This is a genomic window from Streptomyces sp. L500 (assembly GCF_054551825.1).
Window position 1 is genome coordinate 395,824 of record NZ_JBTOLC010000001.1, and the last position, 17,865, is coordinate 413,688.

Genomic DNA, 17,865 nt, shown 5'->3' on the forward strand with positions numbered 1-17,865 from the left:
CACCCGGCTACGCGGAAACCGGCCGCTGCGCCCTGATCGACTGGAGGAGCCCCACCGCTATCCAGGCGGCGAACATCGACGACCCTCCGTAGGAGACGAACGGCAGCGGCAGGCCGGTGACGGGCATGATGCCCAGGGTCATGCCGATGTTCTCGAAGCTCTGGAAGGCGAACCAGGCGATGATCCCGGCGGCCACGATGGTGCCGTAGAGCTCGGTGGACTCGCGGGCGATCCGGCAGGCCCGCCAGAGCACCACCCCGAGCAGGAAGATGATCGTCCCGGCGCCCACGAAGCCGAGCTCCTCACCGGCCACGGTGAAGATGAAGTCGGTCTGCTGTTCGGGCACGAACTGGCCCGTGGTCTGCGAGCCGTGGAAGAGGCCGGAACCGGACAGCCCGCCGGAACCGATGGCGATCCGCGCCTGGTTGGTGTTGTAGCCGACGCCGGAGGGGTCGAGGGCGGGGTTGGCGAAGGCCGCGAAGCGGTTGATCTGGTACTCGTCGAGCACCCCGAGCTGCCAGATGAGGACGCAGCCGAGGATGCCGGCGCCCAGCAGGCCCGCGATCCATCGGTTGGAGGCCCCGGAGGAGAGGAGCACGGCGAGCACGATCACCACGAGCACCATGACCGAGCCGAGGTCCGGCATCAGCAGGATGATCGCGATCGGCAGCGCGGCCAGGCCGAGGGCCTGCATCACGGTCCGGTGGTCGGGATGGCGGCGGTCGCCCGCGTCGACCTTCCCGGCCAGCAGCATCGCCATCCCCAGCGTGATGGTGATCTTCGTGAACTCGGAGGGCTGGATGGAGAAGCCCCCGCCGAGCTGGATCCAGGAGCGGGCGCCGTTGATGGTCGCGCCCAGCGGCGTGAGCACGGCCAGCGTGAAGAGGCAGGAGATGCCGTAGAGGATCGGCACGGCGCCCCGCAGCGCCCGGCTGCCGACCCAGACCGCGCCGATGGCGAAGGCGAGGCCGATGCCGGTGTTGAGCAGGTTGCGCAGCAGGAAGTAGTACGGGTCGCCCTGGTTGAGCTCGGTGCGGTTGCGGGTGGCCGAGTAGACGAGCAGCGTGCCGATGGCCGAGAGGGCGAGGGCCGCGAGCAGCATCACCCAGTCGAGGCGGCGCAGCACGGAGTCGCGGGCGGTGAGGCGGGACCAGGCGCCGCGTTCGGGGGTGAAGCGGCGGACCCGGTAGCCCTGGGCGGTGCTCATCGGTTCTGCTCCTCCCGCCGGGTCGCGGGCTCGGTCGGGGTCTCCGGCGGCGGGGACGGCAGCCCGGTGTCCGCGGGCGAGGCGGACGGCGCCGGGGACGCCCCGTCGGAGCCGGACGGGGAGGGGGACGGCGGCGGGGTGGGGATGGGCTGCGCCTGGATGGTGCCGTCCTTCTCGATCCTGGGAAGTCCGCTCTCCGGGTGCGGCAGCAGCGCCTTCGAGTCGTCGACCTTGCCCTTCTCGTCGACGCCGTAGAGCGCGTTGTAGATGTTGCGCACGGCGGGGCCGGAGGCGCCGGAGCCGGTGCCGCCCTGGGCGATCGTCATGATGACCGTGTAGTCGGAGGTGTAGGTGGCGAACCAGGACGTGGTCTGCTTGCCGTAGACCTCGGCGGTGCCGGTCTTGGCGTGCATGGGGATCCGGTCCTGCGGCCAGCCCTGGAAGCGCCAGGCGGCGGTGCCCTTGGTGGCGACGCCGGCGAGGGCGGCGTCCATCTGGTCGCGGAGGGTGCCGTCTATGGGCAGCCGGCCGTGGGAGGTCGGCTTGATCTCCCGGACGCTCTTGCCGTCGGGGCTGATGACCGCCTTGCCGACGGTGGGGTTCCAGAGGGTGCCGCCGTTGCTGATGGCCGCGTAGATGGTGGCCATCTGGATGGGGGTGACGAGGGTGTCGCCCTGGCCGATGGAGTAGTTGACGGAGTCACCGGCGCGCATCCGCATGCCCGACTCGCAGTTCTCCTTGGCGATCTTTCCGGCGTAGCTGTCGTCCTTGTCGCCCTGCTTGCACCAGACGTCCTTGTTCGCCTCCCAGTACCGCTTCTTCCACTCGCGGTCGGGGACCCGGCCGCGGACCTCGTTGGGCAGGTCGATGCCGGTCTCCTTGCCGAGCCCGAACTGGTGGGCGGTCTTGTAGAACCAGTCCGCCGGGTGCTGGGGCTTGTTGCCGCCGTCCTTCTGCCACTGCTTGTAGGCCAGGTCGTAGAAGACGGTGTCGCAGGAGACCTCCAGCGCCTGGCCGAGGTCGATGGCGCCGTAGCCCTTGGACTCGTAGTTCTTGAAGACCTGGTTGCCGATGCTGTAGGCGCTGGAGCAGTTGTAGTGGTCGGTGAAGGAGTAGCCGGCCTTGACGGCGGCCGTGGTGCTGATGACCTTGAAGATGGAGCCGGGGGCCGCCTGGCCCTGGATGGCCCGGTTGAGCAGCGGGTAGTTGGAGTCCTCGCCGGTCAGGGCCTTGTAGTCCTTGCCGGAGATGCCGCCGACCCAGGCGTTGGGGTCGTAGGTGGGGTTGGAGGCCATGGCCACCACCCGGCCGGTCTTGGACTCCAGTACGACGACGGCGCCCGCGTCGGCCTTGTAGTTGACGCCGGTGTTGCGGTCGAGCTCCTTGCGGGCGTCCTTCATCGCCTGGTCCAGCTCGCGCTCCGCTATGGCCTGCACACGGGCGTCGATGCTGGTGACGATGTTGGCGCCGGGGACGGCCTTGTCGCTCTTGGCCTTGCCGATGACGCGGCCGAGGTTGTCGACCTCGTAGCGGGTGACGCCCGCCCTGCCGCGCAGCTCGCTGTCGTACTGCCGCTCCAGCCCGGAGCGGCCGACCTGGTCGGAGCGGAGCAGCGGGGTGCGGGAGTCCCTGGCCTTGGTGATCTCGGCGTCGGTGACGGGCGAGAGGTAGCCGAGGACCTGGGCGGTGTTGGAGCCGCCGGGGCCCGCGTAGCGGCGCACGGCCGTGGGCTCGGCGGTGATGCCGGGGAAGTCCTCCTGGCGCTCGCGGATCTGGAGGGCCTGCTGGGTGGTGGCCTCGTCGGTGATGGGGATGGGCTGGTAGGGCGAACCGGCCCAGCAGGGCTTGGGGGTCTTGGCGTCGCACAGCCGGACCTTGGCGGAGACGTCCTCGGGCTTGAGGTTCAGCACGCCCGCGAGGCGGGTGAGGACGGTCTTCCCCTTGTCCTTCATCTTCATCAGGTCGGTGCGGTTCGCGGAGACAACGAGACGGGTCTCGTTGTCGGCGAGCGGCACGCCCCGGGCGTCGAGGATGGAGCCGCGGGTGGCGGCGGCGACGACCTGCTGGATGTGGTTGCTGGCGGCCTCGGCGGTGTACTGGTCGCCGTTGCGGATCTGGAGGTACCACAGGCGGCCGGCGAGGGTGAGCAGCAGCGAGAAGACCAGGATCTGAATGACGATCAGCCGGATCGCCACCCGGGAGGTGCGCCCCCCTTCCGAGAGGGTACTCACAGGCGCTTCACTCCCTTGAGCTTCGGCTGACGGCGCCCCGCCCTCGGCAGCAGGCCGCCGCTCTGGACCCCGAGGCGGCCGCCCCGGCCGCGTCCGCCCAGCCGGTTCCTGCGGCTCACCCGGCCGGCGCGGAAGCCGCGCTTGGCCGTCCGCCCGTACCCTCCGTCGCCGCCGCCCGCGACGGCCGTGCCGTCGCCGGTGAGCGGGTCGGAGACGGTACGGCGGGCCATGGTCATCACGAGCGGCACGACGAAGGGCGCGAGCAGCAGGTCGTAGCAGGCGGCGGTGGCCACCAGGCCGCTCAGGCCCACGTGGCGGGCGGCGGTGTCCCCGACGAGGGAGCCCACGCCCGCGTACAGCAGCGTGGAGAGGACGGCCGCGCCGACGACGGCGAGCATCGGGACGGTCGCCGAGCGGACCCGGCCGCTGTCCGGCCGGGCGAGGCCGACCAGATAGCCGACGACGCACAGGACGAGGGCGTAGCGCCCGGTGGCGTGGTCTGCGGGCGGCGCGAGGTCCGCGAGGAGGCCCGCGCCGAAGCCGACGAGGCAGCCGGTGGTGTGGCCGTAGACCAGGGCGAGGCCGACGACGACGAGGAGCATCAGGTCGGGTACGGCGCCGGGCAGGTGGAGCCGGGCCAGGACGCTCACCTGGGCGACCAGGGCCACCACCACGAGCGCGGTCGAGAGCAGGATCCGGTTCAAGCGCATCGGTTCAGTCCTGGGGCTTGGCACTCGGGCTGGGGGTGACGGTGACGGTCACGGTGGGGGCGGGCTTGGGGGCCTCGGGCTTGGGCGGCAGCACGGTGTCGCGCGGGTCCTCATGGGGCGCCTGGACGACGACCCCGACCAGGTCGAGCTTGCTGAAGCCGACGAAGGGGCGGACCAGGAGGGTGCGGGTGAGGCCGCCGCCCGCGGGCTCGACGTGGGTGACCTCGCCGACGGGGACCCCGGCGACGAACGGCTTGTCGCGGCTGGAGCCGAAGGTGACCAGCCGGTCGCCCTTGCGGACGGTGGCCTTGCCGTTGAGGAGCTCGACGCGCAGGGAGCTGTCGCCCTGGCCGTTGGCGAAGCCGATCTCGCCGGTCTTCTCCATGCGGGTGCCGACGGTGAACTTGGGGTCGCTGGCGAGCAGGACGGTGGCGGTGCCCGGGCCGACGGTGGTGACGCGGCCGACGAGCCCGTCGCCGTTGAGCACGGTCATGTCGCGGCGGACGCCGTCGTTCGCGCCGATGTCGATGGTGACCGTCCAGGAGAAGCCCTGCGCGGCTCCTATGGCGATGACCTGGGCGCCCTTGATGCCGTACTGGCCGCGGCCGGCGGTCTTGAGCATGGCGTCCAGCTCGCGGAGCCGGCCGCGGTTGCGGTCGTCGCTGCCCAGGCGCTGCTTGAGGGCGGTGTTCTCGCGCTCCAGCTCGGCGATGCGGCTGCTGCGGTCCCCGGAGTCGCGGACGGCGGCGACGGCCTCGCCGACCGGGTCGACGGCGGCGGCGACGCCCTTCTCCACCGGTCCGAACGCCGAGGCGGCGGCGTGGCGCACTCCGTCGAGCGGGGACTGCTCACCGCCGCGGATGTCGACCGTGATCAGCGCGAAGGCGATCGCGATCAGCAGGACCAGCAGCAGCCGGCTCTCTCGTGTGTCCCTCACGTGCGGCGGCGAGCCCTTCTCGTCGGACCGTCCGGCTCCGGGCCCGGACGGTCATCCTGTTCACCGGCGGGGCTGGGCGTCCAGAACCTGCTGGAGCGCCTCGAACTCCTCGACGCACTTGCCGGAGCCCAGGGCGACGGAGTCCAGCGGGTCCTCGGCGATGTGGATGGGCATCCCGGTCTCGCGGCGCAGCCGCTCGTCCAGGCCCCGCAGCAGCGCCCCTCCACCGGTGAGAACGATGCCCCGGTCCATGACGTCACCCGACAGCTCGGGCGGGCACTTGTCGAGGGTGGTCTTGACGGCGTCGACGATGGAGTTGACGGGCTCCTCGATGGCCTTGCGGACCTCGGCGGCCGAGATGACCACGGTCTTGGGCAGCCCGCTGACCAGGTCGCGGCCGCGGATCTCGGTGTGCTCGTCCTGCTCCAGGTCGTACGCCGAACCGATGGTGATCTTGATTTGTTCGGCGGTGCGCTCACCGAGGAGGAGGCTGTACTCCTTCTTGATGTGCTGGATGATCGCGTTGTCCAGCTCGTCGCCGGCGACACGGATGGACTGCGCGGTGACGATGCCGCCCAGCGAGATCACGGCGACCTCGGTGGTGCCGCCGCCGATGTCGACGACCATGTTGCCGGTCGCCTCGTGGACGGGCAGGCCGGAGCCGATGGCCGCGGCCATGGGCTCCTCGATGATGTGCACCTGACGCGCGCCGGCCTGGGTGGATGCCTCGATGACGGCGCGGCGCTCGACGCCGGTGATGCCGGAGGGCACGCACACCACGACACGCGGGCGGGCCATCCAGCGGCGCTTGTGGATTTTGAGGATGAAGTAGCGGAGCATCCGCTCCGTGATCTCGAAGTCGGCGATGACACCGTCCTTCAGAGGACGCACCGCGACGATGTTCCCCGGAGTTCGGCCGATCATCTTCTTGGCTTCGGCGCCGACCGCGAGGATCCCACCGGTGTTGGTATTGATCGCGACGACTGACGGCTCGTTGAGGACGATCCCGCGGCCTCTGACGTACACCAGCGTGTTGGCGGTCCCGAGGTCGACAGCCATGTCACGGCCGATGAACGACATGTTGTTCCCCATGAGGATACGTCTGGCCTTCCCAGTTTGGGCGAATGCTTACTCGAGGTCGGCAGGTGGTGCGCTGCGGGGCGCGGAAGCTTCATCGTAGTCTCGCCCACTCGAACGTGGCGCGAGGGTTCCTCCGCCATTGTCGGCGGAACACGAGCTGGCCCCAGTAATGGTGACGTCGTGTCGGAGTGAGAGGTTCCCCCGATCGGCGCGCATATGCCAAGGGCGGCCGAAGGGATTAATCGACCGCCCTGATCAGAATGCCTGTTCGGCAGCCCCGAGTGATCCCGTATCAGGCGAGACCGGGAAAGAAAATCTTGATTTCCCGCTCCGCGGACTCCTGCGAGTCCGAGGCGTGGATGAGGTTCTCGCGCGTGATGGTGCCGAAGTCACCACGGATGGAGCCGGGAGCGGCCGAGATCGGGTCGGTCGGGCCGGCCAGCGCGCGGACGCCCTCGATGACGCGCTCGCCCTCGACGACCAGCGCCACGACCGGGCCGGAGGACATGAAGCCCATCAGCGGCTCGTAGAAGTCGCGGCCCACGTGCTCGGCGTAGTGCTGCTCCAGGGTGGCGCGCTCCAGGGTGCGCAGCTCCAGCGCGCCGATCGTCCAGCCGGCCTTGCGCTCGATACGGCCGATGATCTCGCCGACCAGGCCGCGGCGGACCGCGTCGGGCTTGAGGAGGACGAGGGTGCGCTGGCTCATACTGCGGGCTCCTAGCGGGCAGGCGATCGGATGCGTGGGGCGAAGGCTACAGGCCCGCCGGGGCCCGCCGGTACTCGGCCCGGACGGGCCGGGGCGGGCGCCGGAGCGGGCGCCGGAGCGGGCGCCGGGGCGGGCCCGGCCGTGCCCCGGGGCTCAGGCGGCCCCGGAAGCGTCCGCCTCCGCTTCCGCCGTCAGCCGGGCGAAGCGGGCCTTCGCCTCGTCGACCTTGCGGCCGTAGTGGACCGAGGCCCACCACAGGCCGGCGAAGACCACGCCCAGGATGAACATCATCGGGACGACCAGGCCGCTCGCGATCAGGCCGAGCTGGAGCGCCCAGCCCAGCTGGACGCCGCCGGGCCGGGTGAGCACGCCGCACAGCAGCACGCTCAGCACCATGGCGGTGCCGCTGACGGCCCAGACCGTGCCCGCGGACAGGTCGGAGGTCTGCATGGCGACCAGGCCCGCGAAGCCGATGACGAAGAACTCGCCGATCAGGGTGCTGGCGCACAGCGTCCGCATGTCAGCCCCTTCCCAGCAGCAGCCGGGCCTCGCCCACGGTGATCACCGATCCGGTCACCAGGACACCCGCGCCGGAGTACTCGCTCTCCTCCTCGGCGAGGGTGATCGCGGCCTCCAGGGCGTCGTCCAGACGCGGCTCGACCTGCACCCGATCGGCGCCGAAGACCTCGACGGCCACGCCGGCGAGCTCGTCGACGTCCATCGCGCGCGGGGTGGAGTTCCGGGTGACGACGATCTCGGCGAAGATCGGCTCGAAGGCTTCCAGCAGACCCCGGACGTCCTTGTCGGCGCTGGTGCCGACGACGCCGATCAGCCGGCTGAAGCCGAACGCCTCGGTGATGCCGTCGGCGGTGACACGGGCGCCCGCCGGGTTGTGCGCGGCGTCCAGCACCACTGTGGGGCTGCGGCGCACGACCTCCAGCCGGCCCGGCGAGGTGACCGACGCGAAGGCGCGGCGGACCACGTCGATGTCGAGCGGACGGGCGTGCTGCGAGCCGATCCCGAAGAACGCCTCGACGGCGGCCAGGGCCACGGCGGCGTTGTGCGCCTGGTGGGCGCCGTACAGCGGGAGGAAGACCTCCTCGTACTCGCCGCCCAGGCCGCGCAGGGTCAGCAGCTGGCCGCCGACGGCGACCTCCCGGCCGACCACGCCGAACTCCATGCCCTCGCGGGCGACCGTGGCGTCCACCTCGACGGCGTGCTTGAGCAGCACCTGCGCCGCGTCCACCGGCTGCTGGGACAGCACGACGGTGGCGCCGGACTTGACGATCCCGGCCTTCTCCGTGGCGATGTCACCGGGCGTGGAGCCGAGCCGGTCGGTGTGGTCGAGGGCGATCGGGGTGACCACGGCGACGGTGCCGTCGACGACGTTCGTGGCGTCCCAGGTGCCGCCCATGCCGACCTCGACGACGGCCACGTCGACGGGGGCGTCCGCGAAGGCGGCGAAGGCCATGCCCGTGACGACCTCGAAGAAGGACATCCGGAAGTCCTCGCGCTCGTCGACCATCTCGACGTACGGCTTGATGTCCCGGTACGTCTCGATGAAGCGCTCGGCGGGGATGGGGGCGCCGTCCAGGCTGATCCGCTCGGTGACGGACTGCACGTGGGGGCTGGTGTAGCGGCCGGTGCGCAGGTCGAAGGCGCCGAGGAGGGCCTCGATCATGCGGGCGGTGCTGGTCTTGCCGTTGGTGCCGGTGATGTGGATCGCGGGGTAGGCGCGCTGCGGCTGCCCCAGGATGTCCATCAGGGCCTCCATGCGGACCAGCGACGGGTCCAGCTTGGTCTCGCCCCAGCGGCCCGCGAGCTCCGCCTCCACCTCGCGCAGGGCCCGGTCCACCTCCGGGTCCTCCGGACGCGCCGGCACGCCGTCGCCCTGCGGCGGCCCGCCCTGGGTGCGCAGGGTGCGGCTGCCCGCCTCGATCACGGCGAGGTCGGGGTCTCTGTCGGTCTCGGCATCGACGATCTCCTCGAACCGGTCGGCGGCACCGGGCGTACCGGTTTCGCCGGGTTCGAGATCGCCGTTCTCGTCATTCAGGGGGCGCTCGCTCACGCGGCCCAGTCTACGGACCGGGGGCGCCCGGAAGGCCGGGGCGTCTCGGTCGGCGCCCTCCGGCCATGAGGAGCGGGCCCATCCGGATTGTCATACGGTTCTTCCGGAAGATCCGTTAAGCGAGGTTCCGGCGGTGAGAGCCATGGCGTCCTCGGAGGACCGGGACCGGCTCCGGGCGGTCCTGGAGGCGCTGCCGTCCGGCGCCCTCCTGCAGAGCCCGGCCGACGAGATCCTGGCCGTCAACCGCAGATTCGTCGCCATGTTCGACCTCGACGGGAGGGCCGACCTCTCCCCCGGCGCCCCCATGCGCCCGGTCCTCCCGCTCGTCCGGGCGTTCTACACCACCGACGTCTCCCAGCCCCACTCCCCGGACGAGATCCTGGCCCGCCGCCACGTCCACCGCGTCGCGGAGATCCCGCTGACCGACGGACGGACCATCCGCCGCCGGGTCGAGCCGCTGCGCGACAACAGCGCGTATCTCGGTGCCCTGTGGACGTTCACCGACATCAGCGACGCCAAACGGCGCGAGCACGACCTGAAGCGCGACAACGCCGCGCTCACCGAGCTGGCCCGCCAGCGCAACGCCTTCACCGCCGCCGCCTCCCACGAGCTGCGCACCCCGCTCACCTCCATCGGCAGCTTCGGCGAGCTCCTGGCCGACCCCGCCTTCGGCACCCTCACCACCGAGCAGGCATCGTTCCTCGACGCCATCCGGCGCAACGCCGCGCGGATGCAGCGGGTGATCTCCGACCTGCTGCTGACCACCCGGATGCGGGCCGTCGGGCCGGAGCTGGAGTTCGCCCCGGTGGACGTGCCCGACATGCTCGCGGAGGCCCTGCTGGACCACATGGGAGAGCTGGCGGCCGCGGGCGTCTTCGCCGTGCTGGACTGCGAGAGCGGCCCCGCCCTGCACGGCGACCGCCACCGGCTCCGGCACGTGATCGGCAATCTGCTGGAGAACGCCGCGAAGTTCACCCCGGCCGGCGGCCGGGTCGGCATCACGGCCGCGCCCCGGGGCGTCCACTGGGACATCGAGGTCGCCGACACGGGCATCGGCATCCCCGGGAAGTACCGCCACGAGATCTTCACCGGCTTCGTCCGCGCCCCCAACGCCCGCTCCGGCGGCTACCCCGGCACCGGCCTCGGCCTCGCCATCGGCCGCACGGTCGTCGAACGGCACGGCGGCACGATCACCGTCGGCGGCCGCGAGGGCGAGGGCGCGGTCTTCCGCATCCGGCTGCCGATCGCCGGCCCGCCGGCGGCCCCGTCAGCGGGCCCGCCGCAGGACGCCACGGGGGCGGCGTCATGACCGGCGTCCTCGTCGTCGAGGACGACCCCGACCTCGCCCTCGCCCTGCGCGTCCTGCTCACCCGCGGCGGCTACGAGGTCACGACCGCCGACGACGGCCGGGAGGCCCTGCGGCTGCTGTTCGCCGAGCGCCCCGGGCTGATGATCCTCGACATCGGCCTCCCCGGCCTTGACGGCTGGGAGGTACTGGAACGCACCCGCGACATGAGCGACCTGCCCGTGCTCCTGCTCACCGCGCGGGGCGCCGAGAGCGACCGCGTGCGCGGCCTGCGCGCCGGCGCGGACGACTACCTCCCCAAGCCCTTCGGCAACGACGAGCTCCTCGCCCGCGTCGAGGCACTGCTGCGCCGCAGCGCCCCCACCCGCTGGGCCGGCGACTCCTTCGGCGACGACGGGCTGCGCCTGGTCCCCGAGCGCCGCTCGGCGGTCTGGCAGGGCCACGAGATCCGCCTCAGCGACATCGAGTACCGCCTGCTCCAGGTCCTCGTCCGCAACCGCGGCCGGGTGATCACCACCGACCAGCTCCTCGACCGGGTCTGGGACGACCCGGAGGGCACCGGCCGGGAGCGCGTGAAGTTCGCGGTCCTGCGGCTGCGACGGAAGCTCCGCCAGGCGGCGGGCGACGAGGCGGCGGACCCCCTGGAGGCCGTGCGGGGACTGGGCTACCGCTACCGGCCGGAGTAGCCCCGGGAACGACGGGAGCAGCCCCCGGAACGAACGGGACCAAAGTCCCGGAATCCGTTCGCTACCGTCCCGCAACCAAACCCCATCCGACCCGGCAACCAAGACCACCCACTCTCTGGAGCTGTCACCGCCCCCGACAGCCCCAGGAGCCCCGCATGTCCCTGCCTTCCCGCAGCATCGCGATCGTTCTCGGTACACGTCCCGAGCTGGTCAAGCTCACCGACCTCGTGCGCCTCCTGGGACCCGCCGCTCACCTGGTCCACACCGGCCAGCACTACGACGAGGAGCTGTCCGGCCGCTTCCTGACCGAGCTGGGCCTGCCCGAGCCGACCTTCCTCACCGGTGTCGGCGGGCAGCCGCGCGCCGTGCAGATCTCCGCCGCCCTCGCCCAGCTCGACGCGCTGTTCACCGCCGAGCCGCCGCTGGCCGTCGTCGTCCAGGGCGACACCAACGCCGCCCTCGCCGGCGCGCTGGCCGCCAACGCCCGCGACATCCCGCTGCTGCACGTCGAGGCCGGTCTGCGCAGCCACGACCGCAACATGCCCGAGGAGCACAACCGCGTCCTCATCGACAGCATCGCCGACGTGCTGTGCGCCGCCACCGAGGACAACCGCGCCAACCTCCTCGCCGAGGGCGTCGACGCCTCCCGGATCGCCCTCACCGGCAACACCGTCGTCGAGGCCGTCCGCAACCAGCTCCCCGGCGCGACCGAGCGCGCGGCGCTGCTGGACCGGAACGGGCTGACCGCCGACGGCTACGTCCTGGCGACCGTCCACCGGCCCGAGAACACCGACTCCGCCGAGGCGCTGCGGGCGATCCTCACCGAGCTGGGCGCCCTCGTGGCCCCCGGCCGCCCGGTCGTCCTGCCGCTGCACCCGCGCACCCGCGCCCGTGTCGAGGCCGCCGGCCTGGCGGACCTGCTGGCCCCGCTGACGGTGACGGCACCGCTCGGCTACTCCGAGTTCCTGGCCCTCGCCCGGCACGCCGCCCTGCTGGTCTCCGACTCCGGCGGCATCCAGGAGGAGTGCACGGTCCTCGGCCGCCCGCTGGTCGTCGTCCGCCGCTCCACCGAGCGCCCGGAGGCCATGGCCGACTTCGCGGACCTGGTCGAGCCGGGCCGCGCCATCGGCGAGGCCGCCCGCCGCCGCCTCGCGGAGGGCCCGGAGGGCCTCGCCCGCCTGGCCGCTCTGCCGAGCCCGTTCGGTGACGGGCTGGCGTCGGACCGCATCGTCGCGCTCCTGGCCGCCGTGGCGGCCCCGGCGGAACTGGCCGCCGCCGCGTAGCCCCGGCTCGCGACCGCCCGGCAAGCCGCCGACCGCCCCCACCTCGACGCCCTCGACGCCCTCGACGCCCTCGACGCCCGGAGCTGTACCCCCCGTATGTTCTCCAGCCCCTTCCTCCTCGCCTTCCCCTTCTTCCTCCTCCTCTGTTTCCTGCTCTACTGGGCCGGCGCCCGCCACGCGTACACCCGCCGTCCCGCCGTCGAGAACGGCGACCCCGGCGCGTTCGACTGGCACTTCTTCGTCCCCTGCCGTGACGAGGAGGCCGTCGTCGGCACCACCGTCACACGGCTGCGCGCCGACCACCCGGGCGCGCACGTCTGGGTCATCGACGACGACAGCGAGGACCGCACCGGCGCCATCGTCGCCGCCCTCGCCGACGAGGACCGCCGGGTCCACCTCGTCAGCCGACGCCGCCCCAACGCCCGCCAGGGCAAGGGCGCCGCGCTCAACGCCGCGTACGACGAGCTGAACCAGTTCCTGTCCAAGGACACCGACCGCGAGCGCGTCGTCGTGTGCGTCATCGACGCCGACGGCCAGCTCGACCCCCACGCCCTCGCCCGCGTCAGCGGCCCCCAGGGCTTCGGCGACCCCGAGACCGGCGGCGTCCAGGTCAGCGTCCGGATGCGCAACACCGAGGACCCGCGCCCGCTGCCCGACCGCGGCCGGGCCGCCAACGCCTTCGCCCGCCTGCTGGTGCGCATGCAGGACATGGAGTTCTCCGTCTCCAACGCCGGAATGCAGCTGCTGCGCGGCCGCACCGGCTCCGTCGGCCTGGGCGGCAACGGCCAGTTCACCCGCCTCGCCTCCCTGGACCGCATCGCCGCCGCCGAGCGCCGCCCCTGGCAGCGCGGCGCGCTGCTGGAGGACTACGAGCTGGGCCTCCACATGATCCTCAACGGTGACCGGATATCCCACATAGCCGACACCTGGGTCTCCCAGGAGGGCCTCCCCCACGGCCGCCGGTTCCTCACCCAGCGCACCCGCTGGGCCCAGGGCAACCTCCAGTGCGTCCGCTACGCGCCGCGCATCGTCTCCTCCCGCCACTACGGCGGCAAGGGCGTCCTGGAGACCCTGTACACCTTCCTCCAGCCCGTCGCCCACCTGGTCACCCTCGCGCTGTGCGCGGTCATGTTCACCCTGCTGGGCATCACCGCCGCCGAGGACGGCGTGGGCGAGGCGTTCGGCGGCATGCTGGCCCTGTGGCCGCTGGTGATCGCCCTGGCCGTGGTCTCCGTGACCCCGTTCGTCCTGTGGGGCCCGGTGTACCGCCGGGACCGCGCCGACGACCGCTCGCTGCTGACCGCCCTGCTGTGGGGCCTGGCGCTGTGGGTGTACGCCTACCATCTCTTCCCGGCGTCCGCCCGGGGCTTCGTCCGGATGCTGCGCGGCCGCAACGGCTGGGCGAAGACCCGCCGCAACGCCGAGAGCACCACCTCCGGCCCGGTGGCCATCGAGGCGTGAGCCGCCCTCGCGCGACACCCTTCAGCGCGAAACCATGAGTTCGGTCACAGAACCGACCGACGAGGCAACCTTTCGCTCCGTTCCGCCATCTGACCGCCGGTGATATTTATGCCCGGAACGGTTCCGGGTGGCGGAACGGAGCGTTGTGCGCACACCACAACTCAGCAACAGAACACATTTGCTGCTGCTCACCGGGTGGGCAGTGCTCTGGTTCATCGTCGTGGAGCCCAGCGGCGGGTTCTCCTGGCACTACCTGCGCACCGGCGGTGAGCTGATCTACGACGGGGGCACCTCCGGCGACGGCGGCCTCAACCTCTACGCACGCCACCCCGAGCTCCAGATGGGCCCCATCAGCTTCCTGGTGGCCGGCCTGTTCAACCCCTTCCCGGCCATGGTCGGCCAGGTGCTGGCCGAGGCCCTGATGTCCCTGCTGGGCCTGGTGATCCTGGTCCTGGCCGGCCGCAGCGCCGCCCGGCACCTCCTGGGCACCGGCACCAACCACCAGCGGCTGCGGCAGCGGGTCCTCATCGCGGGCCTGGCCTTCATCCCCATGTGGATCGAGGTCTCGGTCCGCTTCGCGCACCTGGACGACGTCCTCGCCCTGTTCTTCACCGCGCTCGCCGTCCACTATCTGACGCGCTGCGACGCGGCGGCCACCGGCATCTGCATGGCCCTCGCCCTGGACTCCAAGCCCACGGCGGTGGCCTTCCTGCCGCTGCTGCTGGCGCTGCCCAAGGAGCGGTGGCTGCGGGCGGGGCTGTGGTGCGTGGGCCTGGTGGCCGTCGCCTGGCTGCCGTTCTTCCTCGTCGCCCCGGACTCCTTCGCCGCCGCGAAGTTCACCATCCCCAACAACCCGGCGTCCGCGCTGCGCTGGCTGGGCGGCAACACCCCGCAGACCCCCGACTGGGCCCGCCCCGCCCAGGCGGCGCTCGGCCTCGGCCTGGGCGCGATCGCGGTGTGGCGCGGCCGCTGGGCGGCCGTCGTCCTGCTGGGCGCCAACGCCCGGATCGTCCTCGACCCCAGCGTCTACACCTACTACACGGCGTCCGTGCTGCTCGGCACCCTGCTGTGGGACGTGTGCGGCCAGCGGCGGCTGGTGCCGTGGTGGAGCTGGATCGCGCTGCTCGTGCTCTACGGCAGCGTGTTCGTGGTGCCCGACGAGTCGCTCAAGGGGCTGATCCGGCTGGGCTTCGTGGTGGTGTCCACGGCGTACGTGCTCCTCGCCCCGGTACGGGACCGCCGGGACCGGAACCAGCACAGATCCCTCGACCGGGTGGAGGAGGAACCCTTGGCGGGACCGTGGGGGCCGATGTGGGACCCGGGCCGGACGAGGCCGTGGGAGGCGCGACCGGTGACGGAGCGCTGATTCCCGGAAAACGGCCGATGCCGGGTCCCCCCACTGGTGGGGGGACCCGGCATCGTCGTATCGGCTACCGGTCGGCTCAGGCGCCCGGGAGCGCCGCGAGCTGCGCGCTGATCCGCTCGATGTCGGCCTCGGCCGTCGCCAGGCGCGTACGGATCTTCTCCACGGCGACCTCGGCGGCCTTGGCCAGGAAGGCCTCGTTGCCCAGCTTGGCCGTGGCCTGCGCCTTCTCCTTCTCGGCCGCGGCCAGCGCCTTGGCCAGGCGCTTGCGCTCGGCCTCGACGTCGATCGTGCCGGACAGGTCGAGGGCGACCGTGGCACCGGCGACCGGGAGGGTCGCGGTGGCGTGGAAGCCGTCCTCGGCGGGCTGGAGGCGCAGCAGCTGACGGATCGCGCCCTCGTGGGCGGCGAGCGTCGTGCCCGACAGGTCGAGCTTCGCCGGGACGCGCTGGCCGGGCTGGAGACCCTGGTCGGCGCGGAAGCGGCGGACCTCGGTGATCACCTGCTGGAGGTTCTCGATCTCCCGCTCGGCCTCGGCGTCACGGAAACCGCTGTCCTTGGGCCAGTCGGCGACGACGACGGACTCCTTGCCGGTGAGCGCGGTCCACAGCGTCTCGGTGACGAAGGGGACGACCGGGTGCAGCAGCTTGAGCGTGACGTCGAGGACCTCGCCGAGGACGCGCGCCGAGACCTTGGCCGGCTCGCCGCCGCCCATGAAGGTGGTCTTGGACAGCTCGACGTACCAGTCGAAGACCTCGTCCCACGCGAAGTGGAAGAGGGCATCGGACAGCTTGGCGAACTGGTAGTCGTCGTAGAAGGCGTCGACCTCGGCCACCGTGGCGTTGAGCCGCGAGAGGATCCAGCGGTCGGTGGCCGACAGCTGCTCCACCGGCGGCAGCTCGCCCTCGACCGTCGCGCCGTTCATCATCGCGAAGCGCGTGGCGTTCCAGATCTTGTTGGCGAAGTTCCGCGAGCCCTGGACCCAGTCCTCGCCGATCGGCACGTCGACGCCGGGGTTGGCGCCGCGCGCGAGGGTGAAGCGGACGGCGTCGGAGCCGTACTTGTCCATCCAGTCCAGCGGGTTGACCGCGTTGCCGAAGGACTTCGACATCTTCTTGCCGAACTGGTCGCGGACCATGCCGTGGAGGGCGATGGTGTGGAACGGCGGGGTGCCGTCCATCGCGTACAGGCCGAACATCATCATCCGGACGACCCAGAAGAAGAGGATGTCGTAGCCGGTGACGAGGACGGAGTTCGGGTAGAACTTCGCGACGCTGTCGGTCTTCTCGGGCCAGCCGAGCGTGGAGAACGGCCACAGGCCGGAGGAGAACCAGGTGTCGAGGACGTCGGTCTCCTGGTGCCAGCCCTCGCCGGCGGGCGGCTGCTCGTCCGGGCCGACGCAGACCATCTCGCCGTCCGGGCCGTACCAGACCGGGATGCGGTGGCCCCACCACAGCTGACGCGAGATGCACCAGTCGTGGAGGTTGTCCACCCAGTCGAAGTACCGCTTCTCCATCTCCTGCGGGTGGATCTTGACCTGGCCGTCGCGGACGGCGTCGGCGGCGGCCTTGGCCAGCGGGGCCGTCTTCACCCACCACTGCATGGACTGACGCGGCTCCAGCGTCGTCTTGCAGCGCGAGCAGTGGCCCACGGAGTGGGTGTACGGGCGCTTCTCGGCGACGATCCGGCCCTCGGCGCGCAGGGCGCCGACGATCGCGGAGCGGGCCTCGAAGCGGTCCAGGCCGAGGAAGGGGCCATGGGCGGTGATCACGCCGTGCTCGTCGAGAACGGTGATCGACGGCAGGTCGTGGCGGCGCCCGATCTCGAAGTCGTTCGGGTCGTGGGCGGGGGTGACCTTGACGGCACCCGTGCCGAACTCGGGGTCGACGTGCTCATCGGCGACGACCGGGATGCGGCGGCCGGTCAGCGGCAGCTCGATCTCGGTGCCGACGAGGTGCTTGTAGCGCTCGTCCTCGGGGTGGACGGCCACGGCGGTGTCGCCGAGCATCGTCTCGGCGCGGGTCGTGGCGACGACGATCTCCGAGTCCCCGGAGCCGTACCGGATGGAGACGAGCTCGCCCTCGTCGTCCTGGTACTCCACCTCGATGTCGGAGATGGCGGTCAGACAGCGCGGGCACCAGTTGATGATGCGCTCGGCGCGGTAGATCAGCTCGTCGTCGTAGAGCTTCTTGAAGATCGTCTGGACGGCCTTGGACAGACCCTCGTCCATGGTGAACCGCTCACGGCTCCACGCCACACCATCACCCAGGCGACGCATCTGCCCGGAGATCTGACCGCCGGACTCGGCCTTCCACTGCCAGACGCGCTCGACGAACGCCTCACGGCCGAGGTCGTGGCGGGACTTGCCCTCCTTGGCCAGCTCGCGCTCGACCACGTTCTGCGTGGCGATACCGGCGTGGTCCATACCGGGCTGCCACAGGACCTCGAAGCCCTGCATGCGCTTGCGGCGGGTGAGGGCGTCGATCAGCGTGTGCTCGAAGGCGTGGCCCAGGTGGAGGGAGCCCGTGACGTTCGGCGGGGGGATGACGATGGTGTACGGCTCTTTGTCGCTCTTGGCGTCGGCCTCGAAGTAGCCCCGCTCTACCCAGCGCTCGTACAGCGGCCCCTCTACCTCGGCCGGCGCGTACTGGGTCGGCAGTTCGGGGTTGCTGTCGTTCGGCCCGCGGTCGGGGCTCTGCTGAGTGTTCTCGGTCACGGACCGAATTCTACGGGGAGGGGCCGACAGCTCACGAACCCGTTTCCGCCCCGCCGCACGGCTCGAATAAGCGATCGACAAAGATGACGTGCACCTGACCCAGGCCCCCTG

At 71.6% G+C, this 17,865-nt stretch carries 14 protein-coding genes; 5 read left to right on the top strand and 9 right to left on the bottom strand.

The features are described 5' to 3' along the window. Positions 1 to 7 precede the first annotated feature (7 nt). The 8 genes from rodA to folC form a co-directional block, all read right to left on the bottom strand. A complete protein-coding gene (gene rodA / locus ACX9I7_RS01985) occupies positions 8 to 1,207 on the bottom strand; it encodes a rod shape-determining protein RodA (protein ID WP_189452293.1) in 1,200 nt (399 codons plus the stop codon). After that, positions 1,204 to 3,438, bottom strand: a complete 2,235-nt coding sequence (mrdA, locus tag ACX9I7_RS01990) for a penicillin-binding protein 2 (protein WP_387575844.1) — start codon at positions 3,436 to 3,438, stop codon at positions 1,204 to 1,206. Before mrdA ends, rodA begins: the two co-directional genes overlap by 4 nt. Then, positions 3,435 to 4,148 (bottom strand): rod shape-determining protein MreD, encoded by a 714-nt coding sequence (mreD, locus tag ACX9I7_RS01995; protein ID WP_387575842.1) that lies wholly within the window; start codon positions 4,146 to 4,148, stop codon positions 3,435 to 3,437. The genes mrdA and mreD overlap by 4 nt, the downstream gene beginning before the upstream one ends. Before the next feature lie 4 nt (positions 4,149 to 4,152). Beyond that, a complete protein-coding gene (gene mreC / locus ACX9I7_RS02000; protein ID WP_126914123.1) occupies positions 4,153 to 5,085 on the bottom strand; it encodes a rod shape-determining protein MreC in 933 nt (310 codons plus the stop codon). A gap of 60 nt (positions 5,086 to 5,145) precedes the next feature. After that, positions 5,146 to 6,165, bottom strand: coding sequence for a rod shape-determining protein (locus ACX9I7_RS02005; RefSeq protein WP_004950903.1), 1,020 nt, complete (start codon positions 6,163 to 6,165; stop codon positions 5,146 to 5,148). A gap of 292 nt (positions 6,166 to 6,457) precedes the next feature. Further along, entirely contained in the window at positions 6,458 to 6,871 is a 414-nt protein-coding gene (ndk, locus tag ACX9I7_RS02010) for a nucleoside-diphosphate kinase (protein ID WP_387575839.1), read from the bottom strand. A gap of 153 nt (positions 6,872 to 7,024) precedes the next feature. Continuing rightward, entirely contained in the window at positions 7,025 to 7,390 is a 366-nt protein-coding gene (locus ACX9I7_RS02015; protein ID WP_459386310.1) for a DUF4233 domain-containing protein, read from the bottom strand. Between the two features lies 1 nt (position 7,391). Then, positions 7,392 to 8,939 carry a bifunctional tetrahydrofolate synthase/dihydrofolate synthase gene (gene folC / locus ACX9I7_RS02020; protein WP_189452302.1) on the bottom strand — a complete coding sequence of 516 codons (1,548 nt, stop codon included), beginning with the start codon at positions 8,937 to 8,939 and terminating at the stop codon, positions 7,392 to 7,394. A gap of 142 nt (positions 8,940 to 9,081) precedes the next feature. Between folC and ACX9I7_RS02025 the strand changes: the two genes are divergently transcribed. From ACX9I7_RS02025 to ACX9I7_RS02045, 5 genes are all read left to right on the top strand, one after another. Next, on the top strand, positions 9,082 to 10,248 hold the full coding sequence (locus ACX9I7_RS02025) for an ATP-binding protein (protein WP_459386311.1): 1,167 nt from the start codon (positions 9,082 to 9,084) through the stop codon (positions 10,246 to 10,248). After that, positions 10,245 to 10,931, top strand: a complete 687-nt coding sequence (locus tag ACX9I7_RS02030; protein ID WP_358217962.1) for a response regulator transcription factor — start codon at positions 10,245 to 10,247, stop codon at positions 10,929 to 10,931. The genes ACX9I7_RS02025 and ACX9I7_RS02030 overlap by 4 nt, the downstream gene beginning before the upstream one ends. Positions 10,932 to 11,086: 155 nt before the next feature. After that, positions 11,087 to 12,214, top strand: coding sequence for a non-hydrolyzing UDP-N-acetylglucosamine 2-epimerase (wecB, locus tag ACX9I7_RS02035; RefSeq protein ID WP_459386312.1), 1,128 nt, complete (start codon positions 11,087 to 11,089; stop codon positions 12,212 to 12,214). 96 nt (positions 12,215 to 12,310) lie between these two features. Then, positions 12,311 to 13,675 carry a glycosyltransferase gene (locus ACX9I7_RS02040; protein ID WP_126914130.1) on the top strand — a complete coding sequence of 455 codons (1,365 nt, stop codon included), beginning with the start codon at positions 12,311 to 12,313 and terminating at the stop codon, positions 13,673 to 13,675. 178 nt (positions 13,676 to 13,853) lie between these two features. Continuing rightward, complete coding sequence (locus tag ACX9I7_RS02045) at positions 13,854 to 15,041, top strand: hypothetical protein (RefSeq protein ID WP_387575830.1); 1,188 nt, start codon at positions 13,854 to 13,856, stop codon at positions 15,039 to 15,041. 76 nt (positions 15,042 to 15,117) lie between these two features. On the opposite strand, the gene ACX9I7_RS02050 is transcribed toward ACX9I7_RS02045, so the two are convergent. Next, the gene (locus ACX9I7_RS02050; protein WP_459386313.1) at positions 15,118 to 17,754 is read right to left on the bottom strand and encodes a valine--tRNA ligase; all 2,637 of its coding nucleotides are present in this window, start codon (positions 17,752 to 17,754) and stop codon (positions 15,118 to 15,120) included. Positions 17,755 to 17,865 lie beyond the last annotated feature (111 nt).